The organism is Actinomadura keratinilytica, assembly GCF_039539665.1.
Lineage (GTDB): Bacteria > Actinomycetota > Actinomycetes > Streptosporangiales > Streptosporangiaceae > Spirillospora > Spirillospora keratinilytica.
On record NZ_BAABDO010000102.1, the window covers coordinates 1 to 24,091 of the forward strand.

The window sequence follows — 24,091 nt, forward strand, 5'->3', positions numbered from 1 at the left end:
AGGCGATCCTCACCCTCCACCACCAGGCCCAATGAGGATGGAAACAGTTCACTGCTGGAAGACCTGCTCGCGTCACTTGACGTCACCGAGACGGTGACGATCGGGGAACGGGACGTACAGGCCGGGGTACCCCTCGATCGCGATCAGCCCATCCAGCACGGACAGGTCCAGATCCCAGCCGGTCGCCCTGCGCAGGAGGCACCCGGAGTCGGCCTGCCTGACGTTCCGCACCGCCCACTCGAAGGGCCAGCGGTTCACCTCCATCAGCGTGCACACCACCAGGTCCAGCCCACCGTCGTCACCGGCCCGGTGCACGTACTGCGTCCGACGGCAGTCGACACAGAGCGCGACAACCCGCTCGAGCCGCTGGACGGGCCGCTTCCCCTGCTGAAACGACCAGACCTCGTGGACGTCGATCCGCGCCGCCCCACCCAGCGCCCCGCAAACCTCGCAACGATCACCGGCACGGCCGCACACCAACGCCTGCAGACCGATCCAGTCGTTCGCCGGACGACCTTGCGGAGCTCCGACCCCCACAGCTCGTAAGGCAGGCACTGCGCGGAAAGACGCCGCCAGCCCAAGCCGGTCACCGCGGTGAGCGGCGCCAGCCCGGGGGAACTCGTCACGTCAGCCTCAAGTCGCAGCGCCCGCCGGCAGTCCCGGTCCACATCGATCTCGTGCTTGATGACCCAGGCCACCAGCTTGGTGCGCACGCTCTCGGTCGCACCCAGCAGAGCGGCGAACGGCATCACGAACCGGTGGTGCTCGTAGTCCCATCGCACCAGCTCCGAAATTCACCTCAGCTGATTTCCTGCGCGTCGGCTACTGGCGGCATCGAGGCAAGTACAACGTGCCGAACGAGCGGTTCATCTCCTACCCGGCCGCGTCGCCTTCCGGCGAGCAGATGCTCGGTTGGGCGGGGTGGAACCACGCTGACCGCGCCCGCGCCCTGACCCGACTCATCGAGCAGCGGGCCATCTACGACGGCTGGGACGCCGGACGAATCACTCCGCTGCTGGCCGGGTTGGCAGAGGTGCTGCCGTGGGTGAAGCAGTGGCACGGCGAGGTCGATCCGGCCTTCGGGATGAGCCCCGCGGACGCGTTCACGGCCTATCTGGCGAAGAAACAGGCCGAGTACCGGATCTCGGATGAGGATCTGCGGAGCTGGCGGCCCGAGCCGCCCAGGCGGGGGAGGCCGCGTAAACGGCCTGGCGCGGTCGGCCGTCAGTCACGGTAGGACCTGAACGAAGAAAGAAGGCGGACCGTGCCCGGTGGGGCCGACACGGGCCACCGAGCGCGAGTCGGCCGACGCTGTCGGTGGCAGGCGGGATACTGGGTGGGTCGAACCCTCCGAGCTGAGAGAGCCATGACGACGCTGCTGCGCGACCTGATCGACATTCCGGAGCGGGTGCACTCCGGCGACATGGTGCTGAAGCTGTCCGGCGGCATCGCCGACCGGCAGACGGTGGCCCAGTACGTGGTCACGCCCCAGCTGGCCGACTCGTTCGACCGCGCGCTCGGCATCGTCCAGTCGGCGGTGGAGACCGGCACCTCGCACGCCGCCTACATCGACGGGTCGTTCGGCTCCGGCAAGAGCCACTTCATGGCGATGCTGCACGCGCTGATCAGCCAGGATCCGGACGCGCGCGGCAAGAAGCACCTCAGGGAGGTCGCCGACAAGCACGACCACTGGCTGGAAGGGCGCAAGATCCTGATGGTGCCGTTCCTGTTCGGGGGAACGGCGCCGCTCGCGGCCCAGCTGCTCGGGCAGTACGTCAAGTACGTCACCAAACTGCGGCCCGACGTGTCGCCGCCGCCCGTCTACCGCGACGCGCTGCTGCTCGAGAACGCGCGCGAGCTGCGCAGGGTGATGGGCGACGAGGCGTTCCTGGCGGGGCTGCCCAATGACCCCAAGTGGGGGAGCACCACCTGGACCCCGCAGGCACTTGACGAGGCGATGGCCGCTCCGCCCGGCGACACGCAGCGTCAGAACCTTGTGGCCGACCTGCTGGCGTCCCACCTCAAGGCGTACCGGACGGCGGTCGGCGGGGACGCCGACGCCTTCGTGTCGCTGGACGAGGGGCTGTCGCTGATCAGCCGGCATGCCAAGGAGAAGCTCGGCTACGACGCGATCATCCTGCTGCTGGACGAGCTGGTGCTGTGGCTCAACACCCATCTGGCCAAGCCCGCCTTCGTCGCCGAGCAGGCCAGCATGGTGTCCCGGCTGGTCGAGTCAGCCGAATGGGAGCGGCCCGCCCCGATCATCAGCTTCGTACCGCGTCAGCGCGACCTGCGCGACCTGGTCAACCGGGACGTCGCGGGCGCCCAGCAGACGTCGCTGTTCGACACCCTCAAGCACTGGGACGGCAGGTTTGACTTCATCCGACTCGCCGACGCCAACCTGCCGGAGATCGTCAGAGAACGGCTGCTGAAGCCGAAGGACGACGCCGCCCGCGCAGAAATCGAGGCCGCCTTCGACCGCATCACCCGCATGAAGGGGCAGGTGTGGGAGATGCTGCTGGACGCCCAAGGGGGCCCGGCGGACCTCAAGAGCTTCCGCGCCACATACCCGTTCAGCCCGGCGTTCCTGCACGCCATGGTCGACATCTCCAGCGCCCTGCAGCGCGAGCGCACCGCGCTCAAGCTCATGCTGCAGCTCCTCGTCGACCATCGCGACACCCTGCCGTCCGGCAAGCTCGTGCCGCTGGGGGCGATCTTCGATGTGCTGCTCGGCGGCGGCGTCGACCCGTTCAGCGACAAGCTGCGCACGGAGTTCGACAAGGCCAAGAACTTCTACGTGGAGAAGCTGCGGCCGTGGCTGCTGGCCCGCCACAAGCTGGACGAGGAGCGCGCCGCGCAGGCTCCTGCCGCCTTCCGGGGCGACGACCTGGTCGTCAAGACGCTGATGCTCAAGGCGCTGGTGCCGAACGTCCCGGCGCTGCAGTCGCTCACCCCCGACAGGCTCGCCGCGCTCAACCACGGCTGGATCCCCTCCATGCTGCCGGGCCGCCAGGGTGAGGTCGTCCACAAGACGTTGCGCGATTTGGCCAGCGAGTTCGGCGAGATCCGGTTGCACGGCCAGAGCAACCCCACCGTGGACGTCGCGCTCATCGGCGTCGACACCGAGGCCATCCTCAGGGATGCCCGCAACGTTGAGGACGACGCCGCCAAACGTCGGCTGCTCAAGCGGATGCTGTGGGAGGAACTGAAGGCGGGCGACGACGAGCCGTTCGTCAGCCGACGCACGGTCGTCTGGCGCGGCACCACCCGCGTGGTCGAACTGGTCTTCGCCAACGTCGCCGATCCGAAGACCTCCGCCGACGTGTTCGCGCCGGAGGAGCCGGGCGCCCTGCGCGTCATCATCGACTACCCGTTCGACAACATCTACGGTCCCGCCGAAGACCGGCGCCGCGTCGAAGAGCTGCAGGCCGATCCGCGCCGGGCGAACAGCAAGACTCTGTGCTGGCTGCCGTCGTTCCTGTCCCACGACCGGCTGGTGGATCTCGGCGACCTCGTCGTCATCAACCACGTGTTGGAACGCGATCGGCTGCACGAGCTGACGCCGCTGATGAGCAACGAGGACCGCGAACGGGCCCGAGATCAGCTGAAGAGCAGGCAAAGCGCCCTAACAACGCGGATGAGGGAGGTGCTGCGCAAGGCGTACGGCCTGGCCAGCCACGACGACGCCGATATCGGCAAGCAGGTCGACCAGCACATCATGGGGCTGGATGCGGCGATCGACATCAGGCCGCCCGCCGCGCTCGGGTTCGATGCCGCGCTCGAGCACATCTGCGGCAAACTGCTCGACCACCTCTACCCGAAGCACCCCGACTTCGCAGCGCCCGGCAAGCCCGCGCCCTACCGGCCCAAGGATCTGCAGGTCGCGCTGTCGGCCGTCGAGAAGGCCGTGGAGAACGACCCTCCGCGCTACGAGCCGCCCCGCTCCGAGATCCCCACGCTCAGGCGCATCATCAACCCTCTCGGCCTGGGCGTCATGGGGGAGGCCGCCGTCGTCCTCAACGACACCTGGCCGATGGCGCTCGACCGCCTCGCTGCTCAGAGACAGCTCCACGGCGACATCTCGGTCGCCCAGCTCCGGGATATGGTCGCCGAGGAGCAGCCGGGGCTGCCGCCCGACGTCGTGAACCTGGTGATCTCCGCCTACGCGCTGATGCGCGCGCGGGCCTGGGTGCGGCGCGACCAGGTCGTGCCGCAGCCCGATCTGAAGAACATCCCCGGCGACATCGTGCTGCGTCCGCAGGCGCTGCCGTCCCCGGAGGAGTTCGAGGCCGCGGACCGCCGTGCGGCCGACATCTTCCAGCTCTCCCGGCAGCAGGTCCGCAGCCCGCGCTCAGTGCACGCACTCGCCGACGCGCTGCGCCGCAAGGCCGGCCTGCTGCTGCCCCACACCGGCATCCTGGTGGCCGAGCTGGAACGCCACGCCGACCTGCTCGGGCTCGACGGGAGCGAGCAGGAAGAGCGGCTGACCACGGCGCGGGTCGTGCACGAGCTGGTCGAGGCGCTGGTGGGCAAGGAAGACACCGAACTGCTGGAGTCGCTGGCGCGCTTCGACCTGCGCGGCCTCGACCCCGTGGTGTGCAAGGTGTCCCTGCGCGACGCGCAGGCCGTCGCCGACGCGCTGGTCGCCGCCGACTGGCCGCTGCTGGGCCGGCTGCCGGATCTCGCCGAGTCCGGCGGAGACAGGGCCGAACGCGCCCGGCTGACTCTGGACCGGCTGCGCTCGGTGGCCCGCCGTGATGAGCAGGTGGCACGCCTGGCCGGTGCGCTCACCGAGGCCAAGAACGCCGTCGTCGCGATGCTTGCCGACTCCGCCCCGGCCGCGCCCGTCCCGCCGCCCGGTCCCGGGGCGGCGGGCATGCGGCCCACGCCCGGCGCCGCGCCGCCGCCCCCGCCTTTCAAGGTGCACGGGGAGGCGCGCGTGCTGGTCGACGGTCTCGACCAGGTCGTCGAACGCATCCGCAAGGACATGGCCGAGCACCCCGACATGGAATTCGAGATCACCTGGCGGAGCGCCGAATGACCGGCACCGGCACCGCCGCCAGACGGCCCGCGCCCGTCGCCACCCGCGGCATCGTCGAGGCGGAGGTGCGTCGGAGGCGTGGTCGTGCCCCCGACGGGGGGACGCTGCTGCTGCGCGCCGCACCCGAATGGCGCAGCGCCTTCCGCTTCCAGGTGGACGGCGCCTCGGTCCAGGTGGCCCCGTGCGAGTCGCTGCTGGCGGTGCTCGACGCGCTCAGCTCGAAAGACGCCGACTACCTGGTCATCCTCACCCCCGCCGAGCAGGAGGAACTCGGCGCCGGCCTGCTCGCCCGGGTCATCGGCAACAAGCAGATCTCCGTCAACCGCCTGGACCTGGTCCGGCAGGTGTTCGGGGCCAAGTGGCTCGACCCCCGGTTCCGCTCACCCGAATGGGCGTGGCTTCCGGAGGCGCTGCTGGAGTCGCAACCCGAGGGCGGCTGGCCCAAGGTCAAGGGCGCGTTCCTGGACCTGGACACGGCGCTGGCCGCGGTCACCGCCGCCCGGCTCGGCATGTGCGGCGCACCCGACGCCGCCAGCCTGCTGGAATGGTCGCAGGACCTGCCGTCGGTGGCCCGGTTCATCGCCCTGCCCGTACAGGAGCAGCGCGGCATCGCCGACTGGCTCGGGCGGACCAGCGGACCCGCCGCCGATGTGCTGTTCCGGCTGGTGCGCGCCGGCAACGCCGTCGACGCCCTGGCCATCGGCCTGATCATCGGCCTGCTTCCGGCGCGGAACCGGCGGCAGACCGTCATCGCGGCGCGGGTGCGCGCCGAGCGGCTGTTCGGCGGCGCGCTGCCGGGCGAGGCGTCGCTGACCGCCTTCGCCGAGGCGTCCGAGTCGCTGCTCCTGCGGTGGCTGCAGCACGCCAGGCCCCGCGCCGAGGCGGTGCTCGAGCGGGCCCAGCAGCTGCTGGACGACCTGCAGGCCGGCGAGCTGGCCAAGGACAGCCGGATCCTGGAAATGGGATACGAGGCGCGGCTGGCCGAGTTCACCGAGACCGTGGCCCGTGCCGTCCCCGATCCGCTGCCCGTCGAGGTCGCGGAGGTGGACGACGCCCTGGCGAAACTGTGCGGCCACCAGCTGCAGGACGTACGGCCCGAGACCGAGGCCGCGCGGATGGCGGCTCGGCTGGTGCGCCGCCTCGCCGCCGACGCGGACCTTCCGGCGACCGTGCTGCAGTATGTGGACCGGTACGTGCGCGACGGCGCCTGGATGGACCGGGCGGTCGCCCGCATCCGCGACCTGGACCCCGACCGCTACGCGTCCCTGCTCGATGCGGTTCGGACACGGCGCGACGCCCTGGACGAGGCGTTCGCCGTCAAACTCGCGGCATGGAGCGCCGGATCCAACAAAGGCGAGCGGCTGCTGCTGGTCGAGGACCTCCTCGACCGCGTCGCCCGCCCCCTCACCGGCCGCGAGGCCGCGCCGCTCATCATCGTCGTGGACGGCATGAGCGTTGCGATCGCCGCCGAGCTGGCCGAGCGGATCGTCGGCCGCTGGACCGAGATCGGCCGCAGCGCCGAGGGACGCGAAGGCGCCCTCGCCGTCCTGCCGTCCATCACCAGATTCTCCCGCGCGTCCCTGCTCAGCGGAGAGCTGACACGAGGGCAGCAGGCCGAGGAGGAGCGGGGCTTCCGCGGCTTCTGGAGCGGCAGGACGGCCGAGCTGTTCCACAAGTCCGACATCCGGGACGGCGTGCGCGCCGAGGTGCTGGCCGCCGTCGCCAAGAAGCGCGTCGTCGTCGGTGTCGTGCTCAACGCGATCGACGACAGCCTCGACAAGGGTCGCCCCGACGGCCGGTCCGGATGGCGCCCGACCGACATCCGCGGGCTTCCCGAGCTGCTGGACGCCGCCTGGCGCGCCGGCCGTCCCGTCCTCGTCACCTCCGACCACGGTCACGTCCTCGACCGGGGCGACGCGGTCATGACCCAGCGGGCCGAGGCTGCCAGGTACCGCGCCGGCGAACCCGGCGACGGCGAGGTGCGTGTCTCCGGGCGGCGCGTGCTCACCCCCGACGGCACCGTGACCGTGCCGTGGAACGAGCGCATCCGCTACGCCCAGCGCAAGGAGGGCTACCACGGCGGCGCGTCACTCGCCGAAATGGTCGTGCCCGTCCTGGTGCTGGTGCCGTCCGCGCGGCTGGTGCCGGACGGCTGGGAGACCTACGAGCCCGCGGTGCACGAGCCGACATGGTGGGAGCCCGCCGCCCGGAGCGGCGCCGCGAAGCCGTCCGAAGACAGCCAGGCCGCCGCGCGGCCCCGGCGGCCCGCCCGCCAGGCCCGCGCCGGCCGCCAGGAGGGTGCGGCGCTGTTCGAGGTCGCCGAGGTCGCGGCCGAGAGCGCGTCCGGTCTCGGCGAGCGGGTCGTGTCGTCGGAACTGTTCGCCGGCCAGCGGCAGTTCGGCCGGGCGAGGGTGGACGACCGGCAGGTCGCCGCGCTGATCGACGCGCTGGCGCAGGCGGGCGGCAAACTCGCCGTGACCGCCGCCGCCCAGCGCGTCGGGCAGCTTCCCGCCCGCATGCACGGCTACGTTGCCACCGTGGCGAACATCCTCAACATCGACGGCTACCAGGTGCTGTCGGTCACCGACGGGGGCCGGACCGTGGCGCTCGACCTGCCGCTGCTGCGCGAGCAGTTCCTCGGGGGCGGCGGCTGATGGCCCGTCCGGCCGCCGTGAGCGCCGCCCGCCGCCGGGAGGTGGTCGACGCGCTGCGCCGCGGTACCGTCCCGCAGACCGGGCTGGACCTGTTCGCCGTGGGCTTGGACCGCTTCGAGACCGCCATCGACGACGAGCTGGCGGCGGTCGAGTCCGGCGGCGCGGTGTTCAAGGCCGTCCGCGGCGAGTACGGCTCGGGAAAGACCTTCTTCGCCCGCTGGCTCGCCGAACGCGCCAAACGGCGGGGCATGGCCGCCACCGAGATCCAGATCTCCGAGACCGAGACGCCGCTGCACCGGCTGGAGACGGTGTACCGGAGACTGGTGGAACGGCTGTCCATCGCCTCGCACCCACCGAGCGCGCTGCGCGACGTCATCGAGGCGTGGTTCTACGCCCTCGAGGAGGACGTGCTCGCGGCGGGCAGCGTGCCGCTGGACGACGACGGCCAGCCCGACCTGCAGGTGCTCGCCGAGGCCGTCGACGAGCTGATGGAGCGGCGGCTGGCGGCCGTCGCCCGCACCACCCCCGCCTTCGCGGCGGCCCTGCGCGGCTACCGGCGGGCCCGGCTCGCCGGGGACGACGCCGTCGCCGAGGCCCTCCTCGCCTGGATCGGCGGCCAGCCCAACGTCGCCGCCGCCGCCAAACGCTTCGCCGGCGTCCGCGGCGAACTCGACCACTTCGGGGCGCTGGGCTTCCTGCAGGGGCTGCTCACCGTGCTGCGTGACTGCGGCCACCCCGGGCTGCTGGTGGTGCTCGACGAGATCGAGACCCTCCAACGCGTGCGCGCCGACGTCCGCGAAAAGGCCCTCAACGCTCTACGGCAGCTCATCGACGAGGTGGACAGCGGCAGGTTCCCCGGTCTGTATCTGCTCATCACCGGCACTCCCGCGTTCTTCGACGGGCAGCAGGGCGCGCAGCGGCTGCCGCCTCTGGCGCAGCGGCTCGCCACCGACTTCTCCACCGATCCCCGCTTCGACTCGCCCCGCGCCGTGCAGCTCCGGCTCACCGGGTTCGACCTGCCCAAGCTCGTCGAACTCGGGGCCGCGGTCCGCGACCTGTTCGCCGCGGGCGCCCGGCATCCCGACCGGGTCGCCGCCCTGGTCGACGACGCCTACCTGGCCGAGCTGGGCAAGGCGGTCACCGGCGGGCTCGGCGGCCGCGTCGGCGTCGCACCCCGCATCTACCTGCGCAAGCTCGTCGCTGACGTGCTGGACCGCGTCGACTATCTCGACGAGTTCGACCCGCGCCGCGACTACCGCCTGACGATGTCGTCGGCGGAGATGAGCGAGGTCGAACGCAATGCCGCGGCGGCCGTGCCGGCGACCAGCGCGGACGAGGTGGAACTCGACCTGTGACCGCCAGCGGCGTTCCGGTCCACGGCCGCCGCCTCATGCGGTCACACGGGCGCGGACGCCGAGCCGAGGACGAGGCTCTTCCCCGTTCCTGCCGCCGGACGATCCGTCACGCGCCGTGCTATCGCGGCGATGCGCCGGTAGCGGCTTGCCGACGAGCGTGGACGCAATATCCTGGCTCCTCGGAAAATTGATCATCTTTGGGGACGCGACCCGGGCCGTCGCGACTGGGCAGGTGGTAATGGAGTCGGAGGCGTGAGCCGCTTGCCCGATCCGCAGCCCGCCCGCCTCGGGGTCTTCTACGACGGCGGGTGGTTCCACCATCTCGGTCAGTACTTCGGCCGCCACTCCCGCTGGCGGGCGCGGCCCTCCTTCGCGGGGATCCACGACCTGATGCGCTGGTACGTGGGCCGCGTGACCGACCAGGACGTCCACGACATCGCCGTCACCGAGAAGCACTACGTCAGAGGACGCGGATCCGACCCTTCGACCACCTTCGACGCGGTACTGGAACGCGAGGGCATCCACCGGCACGACGTCCGCTACAACCGCCACGGCGAGAAGGGCGCCGACGTCCTGCTGGCCCTGGAGGCGTTCCACCGGGCTCTTGAGGGCGCCTACGACACCGCCGTCCTCATCACCGGGGACGCCGACTTCGTCCCGCTGGTGGAGCGGCTCCAGCGGCTCGGCGTGCGCGTCATCGTCCCCGACATCGTGGCCGCGTACCTGGACGACGACGGCCACGAGCGGGAGGTCGGATGCGCACGCGCCCTCGCCCAGGCCGTCGACCACGCCCCCGCCTGGGAGGAGCTGTTCGAGGAGGCGCTGAAACCCGGCTACGAGCTGACGTACCCGTTCCTCTGGCTCGACCAGCGGTTCGACGCGGACGAGATCGGGCCGGACGGCTACCGGCACGGCAGCATCAGCAGGTGGGACGACGGGTCGCCCTACGGGTTCGTCACCGACACCGTCGGCCGGGCCTGGTTCGTCTCCCGGGACCAGCTCGTCGGCCAGCGCGAATCGCTGCCGCTGCACCAGCCCGTCGCCTTCCTCGGCGACCCGGTCGCCCCCGAAGGAAAGGCCCACCCTCCGGCGCTGGGCGTCCGCCCCGTCCCGCACACCATGTTCGCGACACCCCCCATGGACGACCTCATCGAATTCCTGCGCGCTCGCATGAGCGAAGACGAACTCGTCGCCAAGCAGTGCGCGGCGGACGGGCCGTGGACGGCCGGTGCTGAGCCCGACCGGCCGCCCGTGGACGAGAGGGTCGCCGCGTACCTGTCGCGGCTGTCGCTGGCCCGCGCCCTGGCCGACATCGAGGCCAAGAGGGAGATCCTCCGGCTGCACGAGGGCGGCGACGACGGCCGCTGCCCCACCTGCCCCGAGGAGTCCCCCTGCACGACGCTCAGGCTGCTCGCCGAGGTGTACCTCGACCACCCCGACTACCGGAGGGAGTGGGGGCCGTGACGTGCGCCCGCCCCACGGCGGTCGCCTCCCGGCTCGGGTGAGCGGTCAGAACCAGGGGGCGGATGCGTTGCGGGCTTCTTTGGCGCGGAAGGCGGTCTCCAGGTCGATGCCGCACCGGTTCGCTATGGAGGCCAGCAGGATGAGGGCGTCGGCGGCCTCGTCGGCCGCGTGCGCCAGTCCGGCGGCGGGGTCCTGCGGGTAGCCCAGGAGCCGCCGGACGGCGCGGAAGAGTTCGCCCACCTCCTCGCCCAGCTTGAGGCACTGGGTGGTCAGGTCGTGCCCGTCGAAGCCGCGTTCGGCCTCCATCTCGGCGACGTACCGCTGGATCTCGGGCAGCGACGCGCCGCGGGCCAGTGGTCGCATCGGGGGCACCTCCCGCATCTGAGAGGACCGGTGGGATTGCGACGCTAGCAGCCGATCGCGCGGTCATCGTCGCGTTCCGTGACGATGGTGGCCCTGTCCGTATATGAGGGTGACCTGTGCCGATACCGCGGCGTCTCGTTGCGGCCGTCAGCGGCGCGGTGCGTGGTTCTTCCAGATGGTCCAGTAGCCGTCGCCGCTTTCGGGGACGTGCAGGCCGCCGACCGCCCAGGCGAGGCGGGAACGCGGGACGGCGGCCACGTCGGAGACCCGCGCGTTCAGGCCCTCCGGGTGCTCCAGCCGGGGCGCGGTCCACCGGCCGTCGCGGTAATGCAGCAGTTCGACGCCCTCATCGTCCCACCGCTCCGGCTTCACCCAGATGCCGCCGCGGCCGTCCGACGTCACAGTTTGCAGACCCTGCACGCCGGGGTGAGAGGGCGGGGTGATCCGCTGCCAGGTGCTGCCGTCGAAGTGCACCGCGAACGGCGCGTAGGTGTGGTCGTCCCCGCTCCGGCGGATCTCCCGCCCGACGATCCACACGTCGTGCGAGGACACGGCGTGGATGTCGGTGAACGTCACCCAGTGGTCGTCCTCGCGGGGCAGGCCGGGGACGCTCACCTCGTTCCAGGTGCGGCCGTCCCAACGCGCCAGCAGGTCGCCCTGCCAGTGCACGGGGCTGCCCCCGATGGCCCAGACGTCGTCGGACGCCACGCCGCTTGCCTCCTGCAGATGGCCGATCGGCGTCTCGACCTGGGACCAGTTCTCGCCGTCGAAGTGCCAGGTGCCGATGCTGTCCGGGCCGATGAGGGCGTCGCCGAACAGCCACACGTCGCGGGGGCCGAGGGCCTCCACGTCGGCGATGGTGCTGTGGGCGGGCCAGCGGCCGGTGACGTGCCACCGGCGTCCGTCCCAGCGGAGCGCGAACGCCTCCCCGCCCGCCGGTTCGCTGCCGCCGATCGCCCAGACGTTGCGGGGGCCGGACGCGTCGGCGGCCGAGATGCCCCTGTTCAGCCCGGCCGGAAGCGTCACCGCCGTCCAGGACCGGCCGTTCCAGCGGCGGGCGACGGGTTCGGGGCCGTGGTCGGACGACATGCTCCCGAACGCCCAGGCGTCGCGCGGACCGGTCGCCACCACCTTGGACAGCCAGATGTCGGAGGGCTCCTCGCTGCGTTCGGCGATGCGCCAGCCGGGCGGACCGGTTCCGGCGTCGGCGGGGGCCGCCATCGGGACGGCCGCGAGGGCCGCGACGGCGCCGAGCGTGGAAAGGCGCCTGGTGAGCGTTCCTGACAACATGTTCGTCTCCGTTGTTCTCGTCAGTTTTCAAGGGTGGGGTCGCTCGGGTCTTCAAAGGCAAGGGCAGACCTATGCGCGACATGCGCCATCGCGCATTGAGGGTGTCTATTTCCGGGTGCTGAATATTGCCGTGTGGGCGTGGCGGGGGCGTTATTTCGCGGGGCGGGGCGGACGCGGCTGCCGAATGTGAGGGGAGGACGCCTTGTTGCTCCAAACCGTCCAGTTCCACGTGCCGGACGATACGGGCGTGCTGCCGACCACCCATACGAGGCGGGAATGCGGCACGTTGGCGATGTCGAGCGCCGCGCCGTTCGGCCCGGTCAGCAGATCCACCTTGGCCTGGGTCCACCGGCCGTCGCGGTAGTGCAGGAGTTCGGGCCAGTCGTTGCCGTTGGGCACGAGCCATATGCCGCCCTGGCCGTCGGGTGTCAGAGCGTACGCGTAGGTCAGGCGCATCCAGGGGAGGAAATCGCCGATCCGCTGCCAGGTGCTGCCGTCGTAGTGCAGCAGAAGGAACTCGTGCATGTTCCTGTCTCCGTCCCGGCGGACCTCGCGGCCGTAGAGCCACACGTCCCGCTCGGACACCGCGTGGACTCCATCGAAGATCGTGTAGTGGTCGGTCTCGCGCGGGAGGTCGGGCAGCTCGACCTCGGTCCAGGTGCGGCCGTTCCAGCGTGCCAGCAGGGCCTCGGTCGAGCTGCCGGAGCGGTGCCCGACGGCCAGGATGTGATCGGCTCGCAGGGCGTGGGCGTGCTTCAGCGCCCCGATCGGCGTCGGCACCTCGGCCCACCGGCGGCCGTCGTAGTGCCAGGCCCGGTCGCCCAGGAGGTTCGTGTACGAGCCGAACGCCCAGACGTCGCGGGGGCCGATCACCTCGGCGTCGTCCAGTACGACCTGGTGGGGCCAGCGGTGGGCGACGGTCCAGCTCCGGCCGTTCCAGCGGAGCGCGTAGACGGGGTCGATCCCCGCGTAACCGCCGCTGAACGCCCAGACGTTGCGGGGGCCGGAAGCGTCCGCGAACCTGATGCCCTTGCCGGCCCCTGCCGGCAGCGCGACCCGCGCCCAGGACCGGCCGTTCCACCGGACGGCCAGGGGCTCGTCCCCGCCGTCCGACGAGATCCTGCCGAACGCCCAGGCGCTGCGCGGCCCGATCGCGACCACGTCCTGCAGGCTGTTGTGGGCGGTCTCGTCGCCGACCGCGACGAGAGGCCAGACGTCCGGGACGGGATCGGCGCCGGCGGGAGCGGTGCCCGCGACGGCGGCGAGCGCCGCGATACCGGTCAATGCGGAAAGACGCCTGGTGAGTCTGCCGAACGACATGTTCGTCCCCGTTGTACTCGACCGTGCCCGAGACAAAGGCGGGGTACGCGGCCGCTCGGGTCCCCTTCAAGAAAGCCGCCATAACTGCGACGTGCGATATCGGCCTCCGGTTGACCCGGCGCCGCCGTCACTTTCCGGCCACTCGGATTCCGGTGGCGAGACGATCCGCCACGGGGGCCGCATCTGATCACTTGAGAAACAAGCGTGCCCGGCGGGCCGGGGAATTCGAAGGACGGGCCTTTCGCCGCGATGGCGTGCGGGAAGCGGGCCGGGACGGTCCGGCGGCTTCCGCTACGGTGGGCTCGTGAGTAACGAGTCGTACCTGCTCATCCTCGGCGAGCAGCGGGCCATCGCCTGGGTGCTCGGCGAGCAGCGGATGGCCTTCCCGCGGACGGCGCGCGCGGAGGAGACCCGGCTGGCCGTGGGGGACGAGCTGTTCGTCTACGCCACCCGGGGCGCGTTCGGCAACCCCACCCGCGACCGCGGCCGCGTCATCGGCCGCGCCACGGTCGCGTCCACCGTCGTCGAGCTGGACGAGCCCGTGGAGATCGCCGGAAGGAGGTTCCCGCGCGGCTGCGACATCACGGTCGAGTCGCTGACCCCCTTCCGCACCGGGGTCGAGCTGAAGCCGCTGGTGGAACGGCTCAAGGCGTTTCCCAACCCGCGGGCGTGGAGCATCTACCTGCGCCGGGCCCTGCTGCACCTGCCCGCGTCGGACGCCGACCTGCTGCGCGAGCTGCTCCGGCCGCTCGCCGGGCCCCGCCGGGACCACCTCCAGCCCTACCTCGACCGCGCCCAGGCCGCCGCCGGCTGACGCCGGCGGCGGCGTGTCATGTGGCCTGCCAGGGGGCGGTGCGGGCGGTGGCGTGCCCGCGGACGTCGAGGGTCTGGCGGAAGCCGCGCTGCTTCCACGGGACGCCGTGGACGAGCATGACCTGGGCCGCTCGCGTCTCGTCGGCTATGTCGAGCAGGCCGTGGCGGTCGGCGTGGGCGGACAGGCGGATCTGGTCCACGCGGGCGCGCAGCGGCACCGAGCGGGTGCCGTGCCGGGCGGGCAGTTCGTGGACGGGGGCGCCGCCCCGGGCGTCGTCGAGGAGGCGGCGGCCGCCGGACTCCTCGTCCTGGTAGCCGGAGAGCAGGACGGCGCTGTCGGCCTCGGGGAGGATCCGGGCGGCCCATTCGACGGCGGGGCCCGCGGTGAGCATGCCGGACGTGGCGATCACCACGCCTTCGGTGAAGCTGTCGTAGGCCGGGGGACGCGGCGCCGGGGCGACGTTCCCGCCGAAGATCGACAGGTCGGCGGCCGACTCGAACGTCCTGGTCAGGTCCTTGGCCATGCCGTCGACCAGGACCGGGACGTGCGGCAGCCGGGTGCGCATCAGCAGGGCCAGCTCCTGGGCGCGGCCCAGCGCGAAGGCGGGGATCAGCACGCGGCCGCCCGCGGCGTGCACGTCGGCGACCGTCGAGACCAGGTCGCCGACGCGGGTCTCGCGGTCGTCGTGCTTCTCGGCGCAGCAGGTGGACTCCAGCACCAGCAGGTCGGCGCCGCGGGCGCCGTCGGGGAGGCGGTAGCCGTCGACGCTCTCCTGGCGGAAGCCGGAGATGTCGCCGGTGACGACCACGCGGCGGTCGCCGGCGCGGACCACCGCCCCGGCGGCGCCGAGGATGTGCCCGGCGGGGAACAGCTCGACGGTCAGGTCGCCGATGCGGCGGGGGACGCCGACGGGCAGCTCCTCCAGGCGGGTGACCGCGTCGTCCATGGCGGTGCGGTCGTAGAGCGGCTGCCAGGAGCCGCCGTAGGAGTTGCGGACGTCGGCGCGCTGCTGCATGACCTTCAGGGAGTCCTGCCACATGACGGGCATCAGGCGGCACGACTCGGGCGTCGCGACGACGCGCAGACGCGGCAGCCGGGCGGCCAGGGCGGGGACGTAGCCGCAGTGGTCGGCGTGCGCGTGCGTGACCACCACCGCCTCCGGGCGGGCCTGGAGCGCCGCGGCGATGTCGCGGGGCGGCTCGGGCGTGTCGCCGGGGCGGATGCCCGCGTCCACCAGCAGCCGGGTGTCGCCGGACTCGACCAGCAGGCAGGAGCCGCCGATGTGGTCGTCGCCGCCGAGGGGGGTGACGCGCAGGTCGCGCGAGCGGGCGGACGCGGCGGCGCGGGGCGGGGCGACCAGGTCGTGCAGGCTCGTGCGCAGCGCGGCGTCGGCGTCCGGCGGCAGCGCCGTGAGCAGGGCGGCGGCCAGGGAGCGGGGGTCCGCCAGGCGTCGGTGCTGGGCGGCCAGCCGCGCCTGCAGGTCGGTGATCTCCTGCTCGGCGTCGGCGGCGGCCTTGCGGGCGGCGTCCAGGTCGGCGCGCAGGCCGGCGTTGTCGCTCTTTTCGTACCGCAGCTTCCGCCGGAGGCTGTCGAGCTTGCCCTTCAGCTTCTGGTTGCGTTCGGTGCACTGGCGGACGCGCCGCTCCAGGGTCGTCGTGCCCGCCTCGGCGAGCCGGGCCGCCGCGGCGGCGACGTCGGCGGAAGGGTGGAACAGCAGCCGGGCCGGGTGGTCGCCGGGGAGCCGGGCGAGGGCCTCGGCGCGCAGGGCCGACGACCGGGCGATCAGGCCGAGCAGCCAGTCGCGGCGGTTGCGGACCAGCTCGGCGGGGGTGCGGTCGGGGCCCCGGTAGGTGGCGCGGGCCATCACGACGGTCGCGGCGGCCGTCAGCGCGGCGTCCAACGGGGTGCCGCTCATGCCTGCTCGCCGCGGGTCGCGCCGGCCAGGACCGGTTCGCACACCAGCTCGTGGGCGTCGCCGGGGGCCGGGATCAGGGCGCCGAGCATGCGCAGCACCTCGATCACGTCGGCGATGGACCGCAAGTGGTGGCGGCGCAGCGCCTCGGGCCCCAGCGGGTGGCCGGCCTCCTCGCCCGGGGCGAGCAGCTCCGCCAGGTCGGCGGGCGCGCCGGGCTCGTCGATCTCGACCAGCGCCTGCCACGCGGCCCACACCGGCGGCAGGGCGTCCACGCCGGAGGCGGAGACGAGGGCCTGCGGCGTGTCGCGCAGCAGGCGGTGGCACCTGTCCAGGGCGGCGTCGGGGTCGGCGACGATGCCCTCGCCCAAGACCTCGCCGATCAGCATCGGCCAGCCGCCCGTCGCGGCCAGGAGCTGCTGCTGGCTGTGCGGGGACTGGAAGGCGTGCGCCTCCTCGCGCATCCACTGCCGGATCGACGCCGCGTCGAAGCGGCGCAGCTCCATCAGCTCGGCGTTCCCGCCCGGGGCGAGCGGGGACGACTCGTCGCCCGTGCGGGCCGCCAGCCACAGCGGCGCCAGCGCGGGCGGGGCGGTGCAGACGACGCCGAGCGTGCCCTCGCGGGAGGAGTGGTGCCGGGTGACGGTCTCGCACGCCTCGCGGATCCGCGCGGCGGCCTGCCCGGCGGTGCAGCCGTGCAGGTCCATCACGATCAGGGTGTGGCCGGGGTGCGCGCGGGCCTCGGCGACCAGGGCGCCGAAGCCGCCGCCCCCCTGGAGCACGTGCACCTTGACGTGCGGGTTGTGGTCCTCCTCGGCGCGCAGCGCGTCGGGCACCCGCTCCAGCCGCAGCGCCCGCGACCCGGCGAGGACGTGGACGAGGTTGGCCTTGCGCAGCAGCCGCGACACCTGGCCGCTGGTGAGCGGGGAGCGCTCCGAGCGTTCCGGGCCGCCGGCGTAGGCCGACCGGTAGGAGTGGACGTCGAAGGAGTCCGGCAGCTCGAACTCCTCGGCCCGGTCCAGGGCCTCCTGCACCTGCTCCTCGCCGCCCAGCAGGTCCAGGATGTAGGGCGTGCGCAGCCGGTAGCCGCCGTCCTCGGCCAGCAGGATGCCCAACTCGACGCTCTCGTCCAGCAGCCCCTGGAACTCGTCGCGGGTGCACTGGGCGAACCCCTGGGGCCACCACTGGCGGCACTCGCCGAACAGGTCCCCCGCGGGGATGGTGGCGTCGGCGGCCTCCGTCAGGGCGCGGAACGCCACGACGTAGGCGATGACCTTGTAGCGCTGGTCGAGGTTGATGGTCCAGTCGAAGCGCTCGCGGAACCCGTCGGCCAGGCGGGCGTCCTTGCGGACGGCGTCCACGTCGTCGCGGGTCACCGTGTACGGCAGCGGGTGCTTGTCGGTGGTCCGCCGCTGCAGGTGCTTGAGCAGGGCGTCGGCGAACAACTGGATCAGCGCGGGCGCGTTGTTGGCCTCGGCGATGACGCGGGCCGCCAGCGTCTCCGGCAGCCGGAACCCCAGCGTCGCCAACGGCTTGGTGAGCAGGTCGAACGCGTCCTGCGGCTGCAGCGGGCCGATGGAGATCGGCTCGCCGAAGTGCGCCAGCGGCTGGTTGGGCAGGCTCTTGAACCGCGCGGTCTGGTGCAGCCCGGCGAACACCACCTTGACCCGCCGGTCGGTCTCGCTCATCAGGTCGCGCAGCGCGTTGACGTTGACGAAGCGGGCGCTGTCGGCGTCCCGGTTGAGGAACTCGTCGGCCTCGTCCAGCAGGATCAAAAGCTGCCGCCGCGGATCGGCGGCCAGCCAGGCGCGGATCGCCTCCCGGATCTCCTCGGCGTCGCCGCCGGTGTCGGCGGGCGACAGCACGCCCACGTCGGCCAGCGGGCGGCGCAGCCGGGCCCACACCGCGTCGGCGGGGTCGGTGCGGCCCACCGCCGAGATGCTCTTGAAGATCACCGCGCGGTTGGGGTCGCGGTCCACCTGGCGGCGGGCCGCGTGCAGCAGCGCCGACTTGCCCAGCTGCCGCCCGCCGTAGACGAACGAGCCGCCCTTGCGGTCGATCACCTGCCGCAGCTGCTCCTGCCGCCCGTAGAACATCTCCTCGGGCACGTTGCCGGTCGGGATGAACGGGTTGAGGGACGTGAACGGGGCCAGCACCTCGACCGTGTCGGTCCAGTCGCACTCGGGCAGGCAGGCCAGATAGCCGACGGCCGCGTCGTCCAGCACCGCCACCGGGTGCGGGCGGCGGCGCGCGGCCCGCACCAGCCGCTGCCGGTCGGCCGCCGACAGCGTGCCGAAGTACCACACCAGCACGGTCTGGTCGGCGGGTTCGCCCTTGAACCACTCGACGATCTCCTGCGGGCGCGGCCGCCGCCACACCAGCAGCAGCCGCAGCGTGTCGCCCGACGGGCTCATGCCCGTCCCGAACTGCGGCAGCAGCGCCGGGCCCCGCCAGTGCACCCCGGTCAGCTCGAACCAGGTGCGGGCGCGTTCGGCCGCACCGGGACGGGCCGCGGCCTCCAGGCCGATCAGCCGCAGCACCGGCTCGATCGCCGTGAGCAGGTTGCCGGCCGCCTTCGGCCCCCGGGCGATCCTGTGCCAGCTGCGCAGGCCCTCCCGGCTCACCCCGGACCGGCGCAGTCCGGCCAGGTCGAGACCGGCGCCCGACAGCAGGCGGCGCAGGCGGTCGTCGGCGAGCCGCCCGCCGTGCTCCATCGCGTCGCCGAGCATCGTGATCGCGGTGCTGACCTGCTCGCCCCGCGCCGGGCCCAGCTCCTCGAACGCGTCGGGGAAGGCGGGGAAGAACCGCGCCAGGTGCCCGCGCTCGCGGGACGGCTCGGGCAGCTCGCGGCCCTGCCGGGCCTGCACCAGCGACTCGCGGGCGGTGGTCAGGTCGCCCCGGTCCAGGTACTCGCGGATCCGGTCCGCGGCGGCGGCGACCGAGGGCTCGTCCAGGTGCGCCTCCAGGTCGGCGCGCACGTCGGCGACCTGGCGGGCGGCGATCTCGTCGGCCTCCGCGGCGACGGACTCGGCCGCGGCGCGCAGCCGGTCGAAGTCGTCGCGGCCCCGGTCGTGCAGCGGCCGCAGCCGGGTCTGCAGGCGGGTCGCGGCGGCCTCGTCGAGCTGCCCGTCGCGGCGCATCTGCGCCAGCTTGTCGACGATCTTGTCGCGCAGGTCGCCGATCTCCTTGCGGGCCTGCTCGCGGAGGGTGCGGCGGCGCTGCTCCAGGTCGGCGGCCAGGCCGGGGTCGACGGTGCGCAGCGCCCGGACGATCGCCTCGGTGCCGACGTGGTCGTCGCGCCGGGCGCGCGCCTCGAACGCGGCCGTCCAGTCGGGTTCGCCGCCGTCGCACAGCGGCAGCAGGTCGGGCAGCGCGGGGACGCCGCGCGGCCGGAACGACTCGGGGTGCAGCGCGACGCCGGGGGCCAGCAGCAGGTCCTGCCCCAGCACCTGGTCGGGGGTGCGGGGCTCGTCGCCGAGCGGGTCCCCGCTCAGCAGCCGCAGCGTGTCCTCCAGCAGGGCTGCGGCGGTGCGGGCGGCGGCGCCCAGCACCGGGTCGGCGGCGTCCCGCTCCAGCTCGGCCAGCGCCGCCAGGCAGTCGTCGCGCACCTCGAACGCCTCGTCGCGCAGCTGGGCGAGCCGCTGCCGCATCCCGGTGTGCTCCGGCTTGGCGTCGCGGATGGCCAGCACCTCGTCCGCCGCGCGGCTCCACTCGTGGACGATGTCGAGGGCCTCGTCGATCAGCTCGGCGAGGCGGCGGCGGGCGGCGGCCTCGATCCGCCGCTTGGACCGGCCGCCGCGCAGCTCGGCCGTGGTGTCGTCGATCAGCCGCTCGACCGCGCCGGCCGCGCGCAGCCGCTCGACCTCGGCGCCGGCCCGCCCGGCGCGGTCCTCGGCGTCGGCGGCGGCCAGGGCCAGCAGCCGGCCGACCTCCCCGTCGTCCTGCAGCAGGTGCTTCCACACCTCGGTGGCGAGCTGATATTTGATCTTCTTGCGCGGGCCCTCCGCCAGCAGCTGGCGGGCCTGCGCGGAGCGCAGCCGCCGCTGCTCCTCGGCCCGCTGGGCGTCGCGCAGCTCGTTGGACACGCCCGGCACCAGGTAGTCGCCGCGGTTGGCGGCGCGCAGGAAGCTGTCGCCGAGCGCGGCCGGCCCCGCATGCGCGGCCACGGCCGGGGCGTGCCGCCGCAGCAGCTCCGCGGACTCGGGGCTCGGCCGGACGATGCCCGCCCGGATCGCCGACGCCCAGGCCAGCAGCCGCCCGGCGGGGTCGTCGTCGAGCGCGCCGGCGTCCAGTCCGCGGACCAGCTCGACGTACGCCGACGCCAGGCGCCCGCCCGCGGCGTTCGTCTCCCGCGCCAGCGCGGCCGCCCAGCGGACCTTCGCCTGCGCCTCCGGTGCGCCGCACGCCAGGCGCACCCATCCCGCGAGCGCGGGCCGGCCCGACCTGAGCGCGGCGGCTTCGGCTTCCGGCTCTTGCCGCCGTTCGGGGGCGGCGGGTGCGGTGGCAGGGGCGGTGGTGGACGGTTCGGGTGCTGCGGAGTCGTCTTCTGCGGGCGTGTCGGTTTGTTCTGCGGACGGTGCGGGGGCCTGTGGTCGTGCCTCGTCTTTCGCTTCGGGCGGAGGCGCGTCGGCGGGTGCGGCGGCCGGTTCGTCGTCCGCGGCCCGCTGCTCGCCATCGGCGATCAGCAGCGCGTCCAGGTCGTCGAGTTCTCTGGGGGGTGGTGGGGGCTCATCCGGTGGGGGTGCGGCGGCTGCGTCCTCTTCGGAGACGGGGGTGTCGTCGTCTTCTGCGCCGTCGTGCTCTCCGGCGGTCTCCTCGGCGAAAGACAATTGGCCGAGGGCGGCGTAGGTGACGGCCTTGCTCCAGCCGCCGGGCAGCTGCTCGTGCGCGTGCCCGGACAGGGCGCTCACCTCGTCGACGTCGGCGTCCCCGGCGGCGGCGTCGATCAGCCGGGCCAGCACGGCCAGCCCCGGCGGCTCCCCGCGCGCGGCGGCCGCGCGGATCTCGGCCAGCACCTCCTCGACCGCCGGCGGGCCCGTGACGGCGGCGAGCCGTGCGATGAGGGCGGCGTCGTCCTGGGCCGCGGCGCGTTCGTCCAGCACGGCCCGCACGTCGTGCAGGGTGGCCTCGGACGGGACGTCGGCGTCGCCCGCCAGCGCCGCGCGGAGGCGGTCGAAGGCGAGGACGGCTTCGGTGAGCCGCTGCAGATCGGCGTCCCCGGGACGGCGCCGCGCCGCCACGGCGTCCCGCACCGCGTCGGCCGCGGGCACGGCCTCGGCGAAGGCCGCCTCGGCGTCGTCCAGCAGCCGCCGGACGCCGTCGTCACGGGAATCGTCGTCGGATGGCCGCTGCCGCGGCGGCGGGGGCGTCGTCATCGAGGACTCCAGCGGTTCGGGGGCGGGCGGGGGCGGCTCGGCGGGGTCCGGGGGAGCGGAGCCGGGAAGGCGCGGCCGCTCCGGGAGGCGGGGTTCGCGGGCGCGCAGGGCCGCCCAGGCGCCGTGCACCCAGGCGGCCGTCTCCTCGTCCAGTTCGTCGGCCATGCCCAGCAGCTGCGCCAGCGCCACGGGGGCCAGCTCGGCGTCGTGCGCGACGACCTCGGCCAGGGCCCACCGGGTCAGGGACCGCGGCACGGCCGCCTGGACGTACAGGTTGAAGGCGAGGCAGCCGGCCCGATGCAGCACCTCTTCGTCGCCGCCGAGCAGGCCGATGCACTCGTCCGCCGTCAGGTCGTCGCAGTTGTGGTACCCGAGCGTCAGCGGATAGGTGAGGCGCGAACGCAGCTGCGGGCTGTACCGTCCGCCGCGCAGCCGGGCCAGGACCGTGCCGGCCGCCCGTCTGCTGATCCTCCGCAGGTCCGGCAGGCCGACGAGGTCGAGGATCGCGCGGCGCAGCTCGGCGGGGTAGTGCAGGAGGGCCCGGCGCACGTCCTCCGCCTCGACCCGCTGCAGCGCCCGCCGGGCGGCCTGCTCCCCGTCCTGCCGGGCGGACTCCAGCCGCCCGAGCGGGTAGTCGTGCGGTCCCGTTCCGTGATCGGCTTTGGAAGCGATCAGTGACACCTCTTTTCGGGGGGATGCGGTGCCGCGACGTCGCCGGCCGAAGCCGGCACTCCTGGCCTCTGACATTTACCGCGATGACCGACATGCGCGCTCCCGCCCCGGCGGGCCGACCGGCATCGGCCAACCTGCGCCCGGCTACTTGACGCCCTCCGTCCGGTCTGGAGCGATCACGGGCGGGGCGCCGCGGTGAGCTTGGCGAAGTCGGGGGCGTAAGCGGTCATCCAGTGCGGATGCAGCCGATAGCAAACCACATCATCCCAGTCGAACGCGTCGTCTCCGTAGAAGTCCTGGAAGTACTCGCGCACGTACGGCCAGTCCGCGGCCGGCTCGCGGCCCGGGGAGCAGAGGATCTCCACGGTGCCGTGCGCGAACACCCCCAGGTCCTCACCGCGCATGTGCGCGACGCTGGCGGCGGGACGGGCGGCCAGGTGGCGGGCCTTGGCGGCGCCGGCCGCCGTGCCGAAGTGCCACCTGCCGTGCAGGAAGTGCCCGTCCGCGCCGCTGATCCGCGGCTCGCCCTTCGCCGTCACGGTGGACAGGGCGAGGGTGCACATGCCGGTGAGCACCTCGGTGAGCTGCTCGGCGGTCAGGGTGGTGCCGGCGTGGATGATCGAGCGCAGGTGCGCGGACGAGCGGGCGAGGGAGGCGTCCAGGAGGGCCTGGAGCTCCCTGAGTTCTGCCGGCGTTTCACGCATCGCAGGATGCTCCTGTCCGTCGATCTGTTCGTTGCAGGCCGGTGCGCGTCCGCCGTCGGCGGCGACCGGCGGGACCATGCTCGGCCCGAAACCTGACATCTCCTGTCAGTCTTCCCTCTGTCTTCCCTCCGTCTTCCCTCCGTCTTCCGGCGGTGCCCTTCGGTCGCCGATCACGGCGTTCGCCCGACTCGCCGTCTCGGGCGAAGGACGGGGCGCGCTGCGGATGATGTGCGGGGCGGTGAGATGTGATCAGCGTTGTTCCGGCGGACGAAAGAGGCACATGAACCGAATCTGATTCAAGAAACGTTCGCGGCGGCTAATGGAAAGCGCTTCCAGGCGGTTCTTCTCCGCTGATCGGTCGATCGCCGGGCGGGGCAGAGCCGCCTCTCCCCGCCCCGGTGCGGGCGAGGGTGCGGGTGGGAGCCGCGTTGGCGGGAAAGAGATGGTTCGACGGTGTTCGCCCAGGTCGCGGTCGGTTGCCGGTTCGTGGCCCCTGGTGATGATCGAGCTGTTCGCAGCGCCTCGTCCGTACTGGACGGGGGGCGGCGTTCGCCGAGTGTGGACGGAGGCGGCCGGATGGGACCGGACCGGGCGGTGCCGGGGAGCCGGGACGTGGCGATCGTCACCGGCGCGGCGGTTGCGACTCGCCGATCGCCATGGAAAAGTCCACCATCGGCCGTTCATGTGACGTTTCGTGCGGCATTGGCGGCCTGTTTGCGGGGAATGTGTAGGTTGGGTAGATCACCAGCGTGCTGACAGCGGGGGGACGTCCCGCCGGGCAGCCGACATACACGTCGATTCAGGAGGTACTCGTGGCCCGCACCCTGGCGAGGGGCACTCGCGTGACCGGTGCCGAGCGCACCAAGCTCGCGGCCGAGCTCGCCCCTCGATACGCGTCCGGCGAAAGCATCCGCGACCTGGCCGCCGAGACCGGCCGGTCGTACGGGTTCATCTACAACATCCTCAAGGAGGCCGGCGTTCCGCTGCGCGGACGCGGCGGCAACACGCGGCGCAGGAAGGGCTGACCCCCGGCGCCGGCCCCACCGCGGGGCAGGGCGCGGTCGAAGGTCCCGGCGCACCGGTGGTGCCGGGGCGGTCGCGCACGGCCCGCGGCGACGCCGCCCGGC

Annotated in this window: 13 protein-coding genes and 1 pseudogene; 7 read left to right on the forward strand and 7 right to left on the reverse strand. The window is 73.1% G+C overall.

Features of this window, described 5'->3' with window-relative positions; all coding sequences use genetic code 11:
• Window positions 1-72: 72 nt before the first annotated feature.
• Entirely contained in the window at window positions 73-537 is a 465-nt protein-coding gene (locus ABD879_RS25230) for a hypothetical protein (protein ID WP_345024093.1), read from the reverse strand.
• A gap of 229 nt (window positions 538-766) precedes the next feature.
• Here ABD879_RS25230 and ABD879_RS25235 point away from each other — a divergent pair.
• The 5 genes and pseudogenes from ABD879_RS25235 to ABD879_RS25255 form a co-directional block, all read left to right on the forward strand.
• A pseudogene (locus tag ABD879_RS25235) lies at window positions 767-1,237 on the forward strand (DUF7008 domain-containing protein); the annotation flags it as partial.
• A gap of 129 nt (window positions 1,238-1,366) precedes the next feature.
• The gene (locus ABD879_RS25240; protein WP_345024095.1) at window positions 1,367-5,041 is read left to right on the forward strand and encodes a BREX-2 system ATPase PglY family protein; all 3,675 of its coding nucleotides are present in this window, start codon (window positions 1,367-1,369) and stop codon (window positions 5,039-5,041) included.
• Window positions 5,038-7,695 (forward strand): BREX-2 system phosphatase PglZ, encoded by a 2,658-nt coding sequence (pglZ, locus tag ABD879_RS25245; protein WP_345024096.1) that lies wholly within the window; start codon window positions 5,038-5,040, stop codon window positions 7,693-7,695. Before ABD879_RS25240 ends, pglZ begins: the two co-directional genes overlap by 4 nt.
• Window positions 7,695-9,050 carry a BREX system ATP-binding protein BrxD gene (brxD, locus tag ABD879_RS25250; RefSeq protein WP_345024097.1) on the forward strand — a complete coding sequence of 452 codons (1,356 nt, stop codon included), beginning with the start codon at window positions 7,695-7,697 and terminating at the stop codon, window positions 9,048-9,050. The genes pglZ and brxD overlap by 1 nt, the downstream gene beginning before the upstream one ends.
• Before the next feature lie 252 nt (window positions 9,051-9,302).
• Window positions 9,303-10,514 (forward strand): DUF6221 family protein, encoded by a 1,212-nt coding sequence (locus ABD879_RS25255; protein WP_345024098.1) that lies wholly within the window; start codon window positions 9,303-9,305, stop codon window positions 10,512-10,514.
• A 45-nt stretch (window positions 10,515-10,559) separates the two neighbouring features.
• On the opposite strand, the gene ABD879_RS25260 is transcribed toward ABD879_RS25255, so the two are convergent.
• From ABD879_RS25260 to ABD879_RS25270, 3 genes are all read right to left on the reverse strand, one after another.
• Window positions 10,560-10,877: a nucleoside triphosphate pyrophosphohydrolase family protein gene (locus ABD879_RS25260; RefSeq protein ID WP_345024099.1), complete on the reverse strand. Its 318-nt coding sequence runs from the start codon at window positions 10,875-10,877 to the stop codon at window positions 10,560-10,562.
• A 147-nt stretch (window positions 10,878-11,024) separates the two neighbouring features.
• Window positions 11,025-12,167 (reverse strand): hypothetical protein, encoded by a 1,143-nt coding sequence (locus ABD879_RS25265; protein WP_345024100.1) that lies wholly within the window; start codon window positions 12,165-12,167, stop codon window positions 11,025-11,027.
• Between the two features lie 150 nt (window positions 12,168-12,317).
• A complete protein-coding gene (locus ABD879_RS25270) occupies window positions 12,318-13,487 on the reverse strand; it encodes a hypothetical protein (protein WP_345024101.1) in 1,170 nt (389 codons plus the stop codon).
• 304 nt (window positions 13,488-13,791) lie between these two features.
• Between ABD879_RS25270 and ABD879_RS25275 the strand changes: the two genes are divergently transcribed.
• Complete coding sequence (locus ABD879_RS25275; protein WP_345024102.1) at window positions 13,792-14,301, forward strand: hypothetical protein; 510 nt, start codon at window positions 13,792-13,794, stop codon at window positions 14,299-14,301.
• A gap of 16 nt (window positions 14,302-14,317) precedes the next feature.
• Here ABD879_RS25275 and ABD879_RS25280 read toward each other — a convergent pair whose 3' ends face one another.
• The 3 genes from ABD879_RS25280 to ABD879_RS25290 all read right to left on the reverse strand — a co-directional run bounded on the left by ABD879_RS25280 (window position 14,318) and on the right by ABD879_RS25290 (window position 22,964).
• Window positions 14,318-16,216 (reverse strand): MBL fold metallo-hydrolase, encoded by a 1,899-nt coding sequence (locus ABD879_RS25280; protein ID WP_345024103.1) that lies wholly within the window; start codon window positions 16,214-16,216, stop codon window positions 14,318-14,320.
• Complete coding sequence (locus tag ABD879_RS25285) at window positions 16,213-22,269, reverse strand: nSTAND1 domain-containing NTPase (protein WP_345024105.1); 6,057 nt, start codon at window positions 22,267-22,269, stop codon at window positions 16,213-16,215. Before ABD879_RS25285 ends, ABD879_RS25280 begins: the two co-directional genes overlap by 4 nt.
• Before the next feature lie 167 nt (window positions 22,270-22,436).
• The gene (locus ABD879_RS25290) at window positions 22,437-22,964 is read right to left on the reverse strand and encodes a pyridoxamine 5'-phosphate oxidase family protein (RefSeq protein ID WP_345024106.1); all 528 of its coding nucleotides are present in this window, start codon (window positions 22,962-22,964) and stop codon (window positions 22,437-22,439) included.
• An 812-nt stretch (window positions 22,965-23,776) separates the two neighbouring features.
• Between ABD879_RS25290 and ABD879_RS25295 the strand changes: the two genes are divergently transcribed.
• The gene (locus ABD879_RS25295) at window positions 23,777-23,989 is read left to right on the forward strand and encodes a helix-turn-helix domain-containing protein (protein WP_067911029.1); all 213 of its coding nucleotides are present in this window, start codon (window positions 23,777-23,779) and stop codon (window positions 23,987-23,989) included.
• Window positions 23,990-24,091 lie beyond the last annotated feature (102 nt).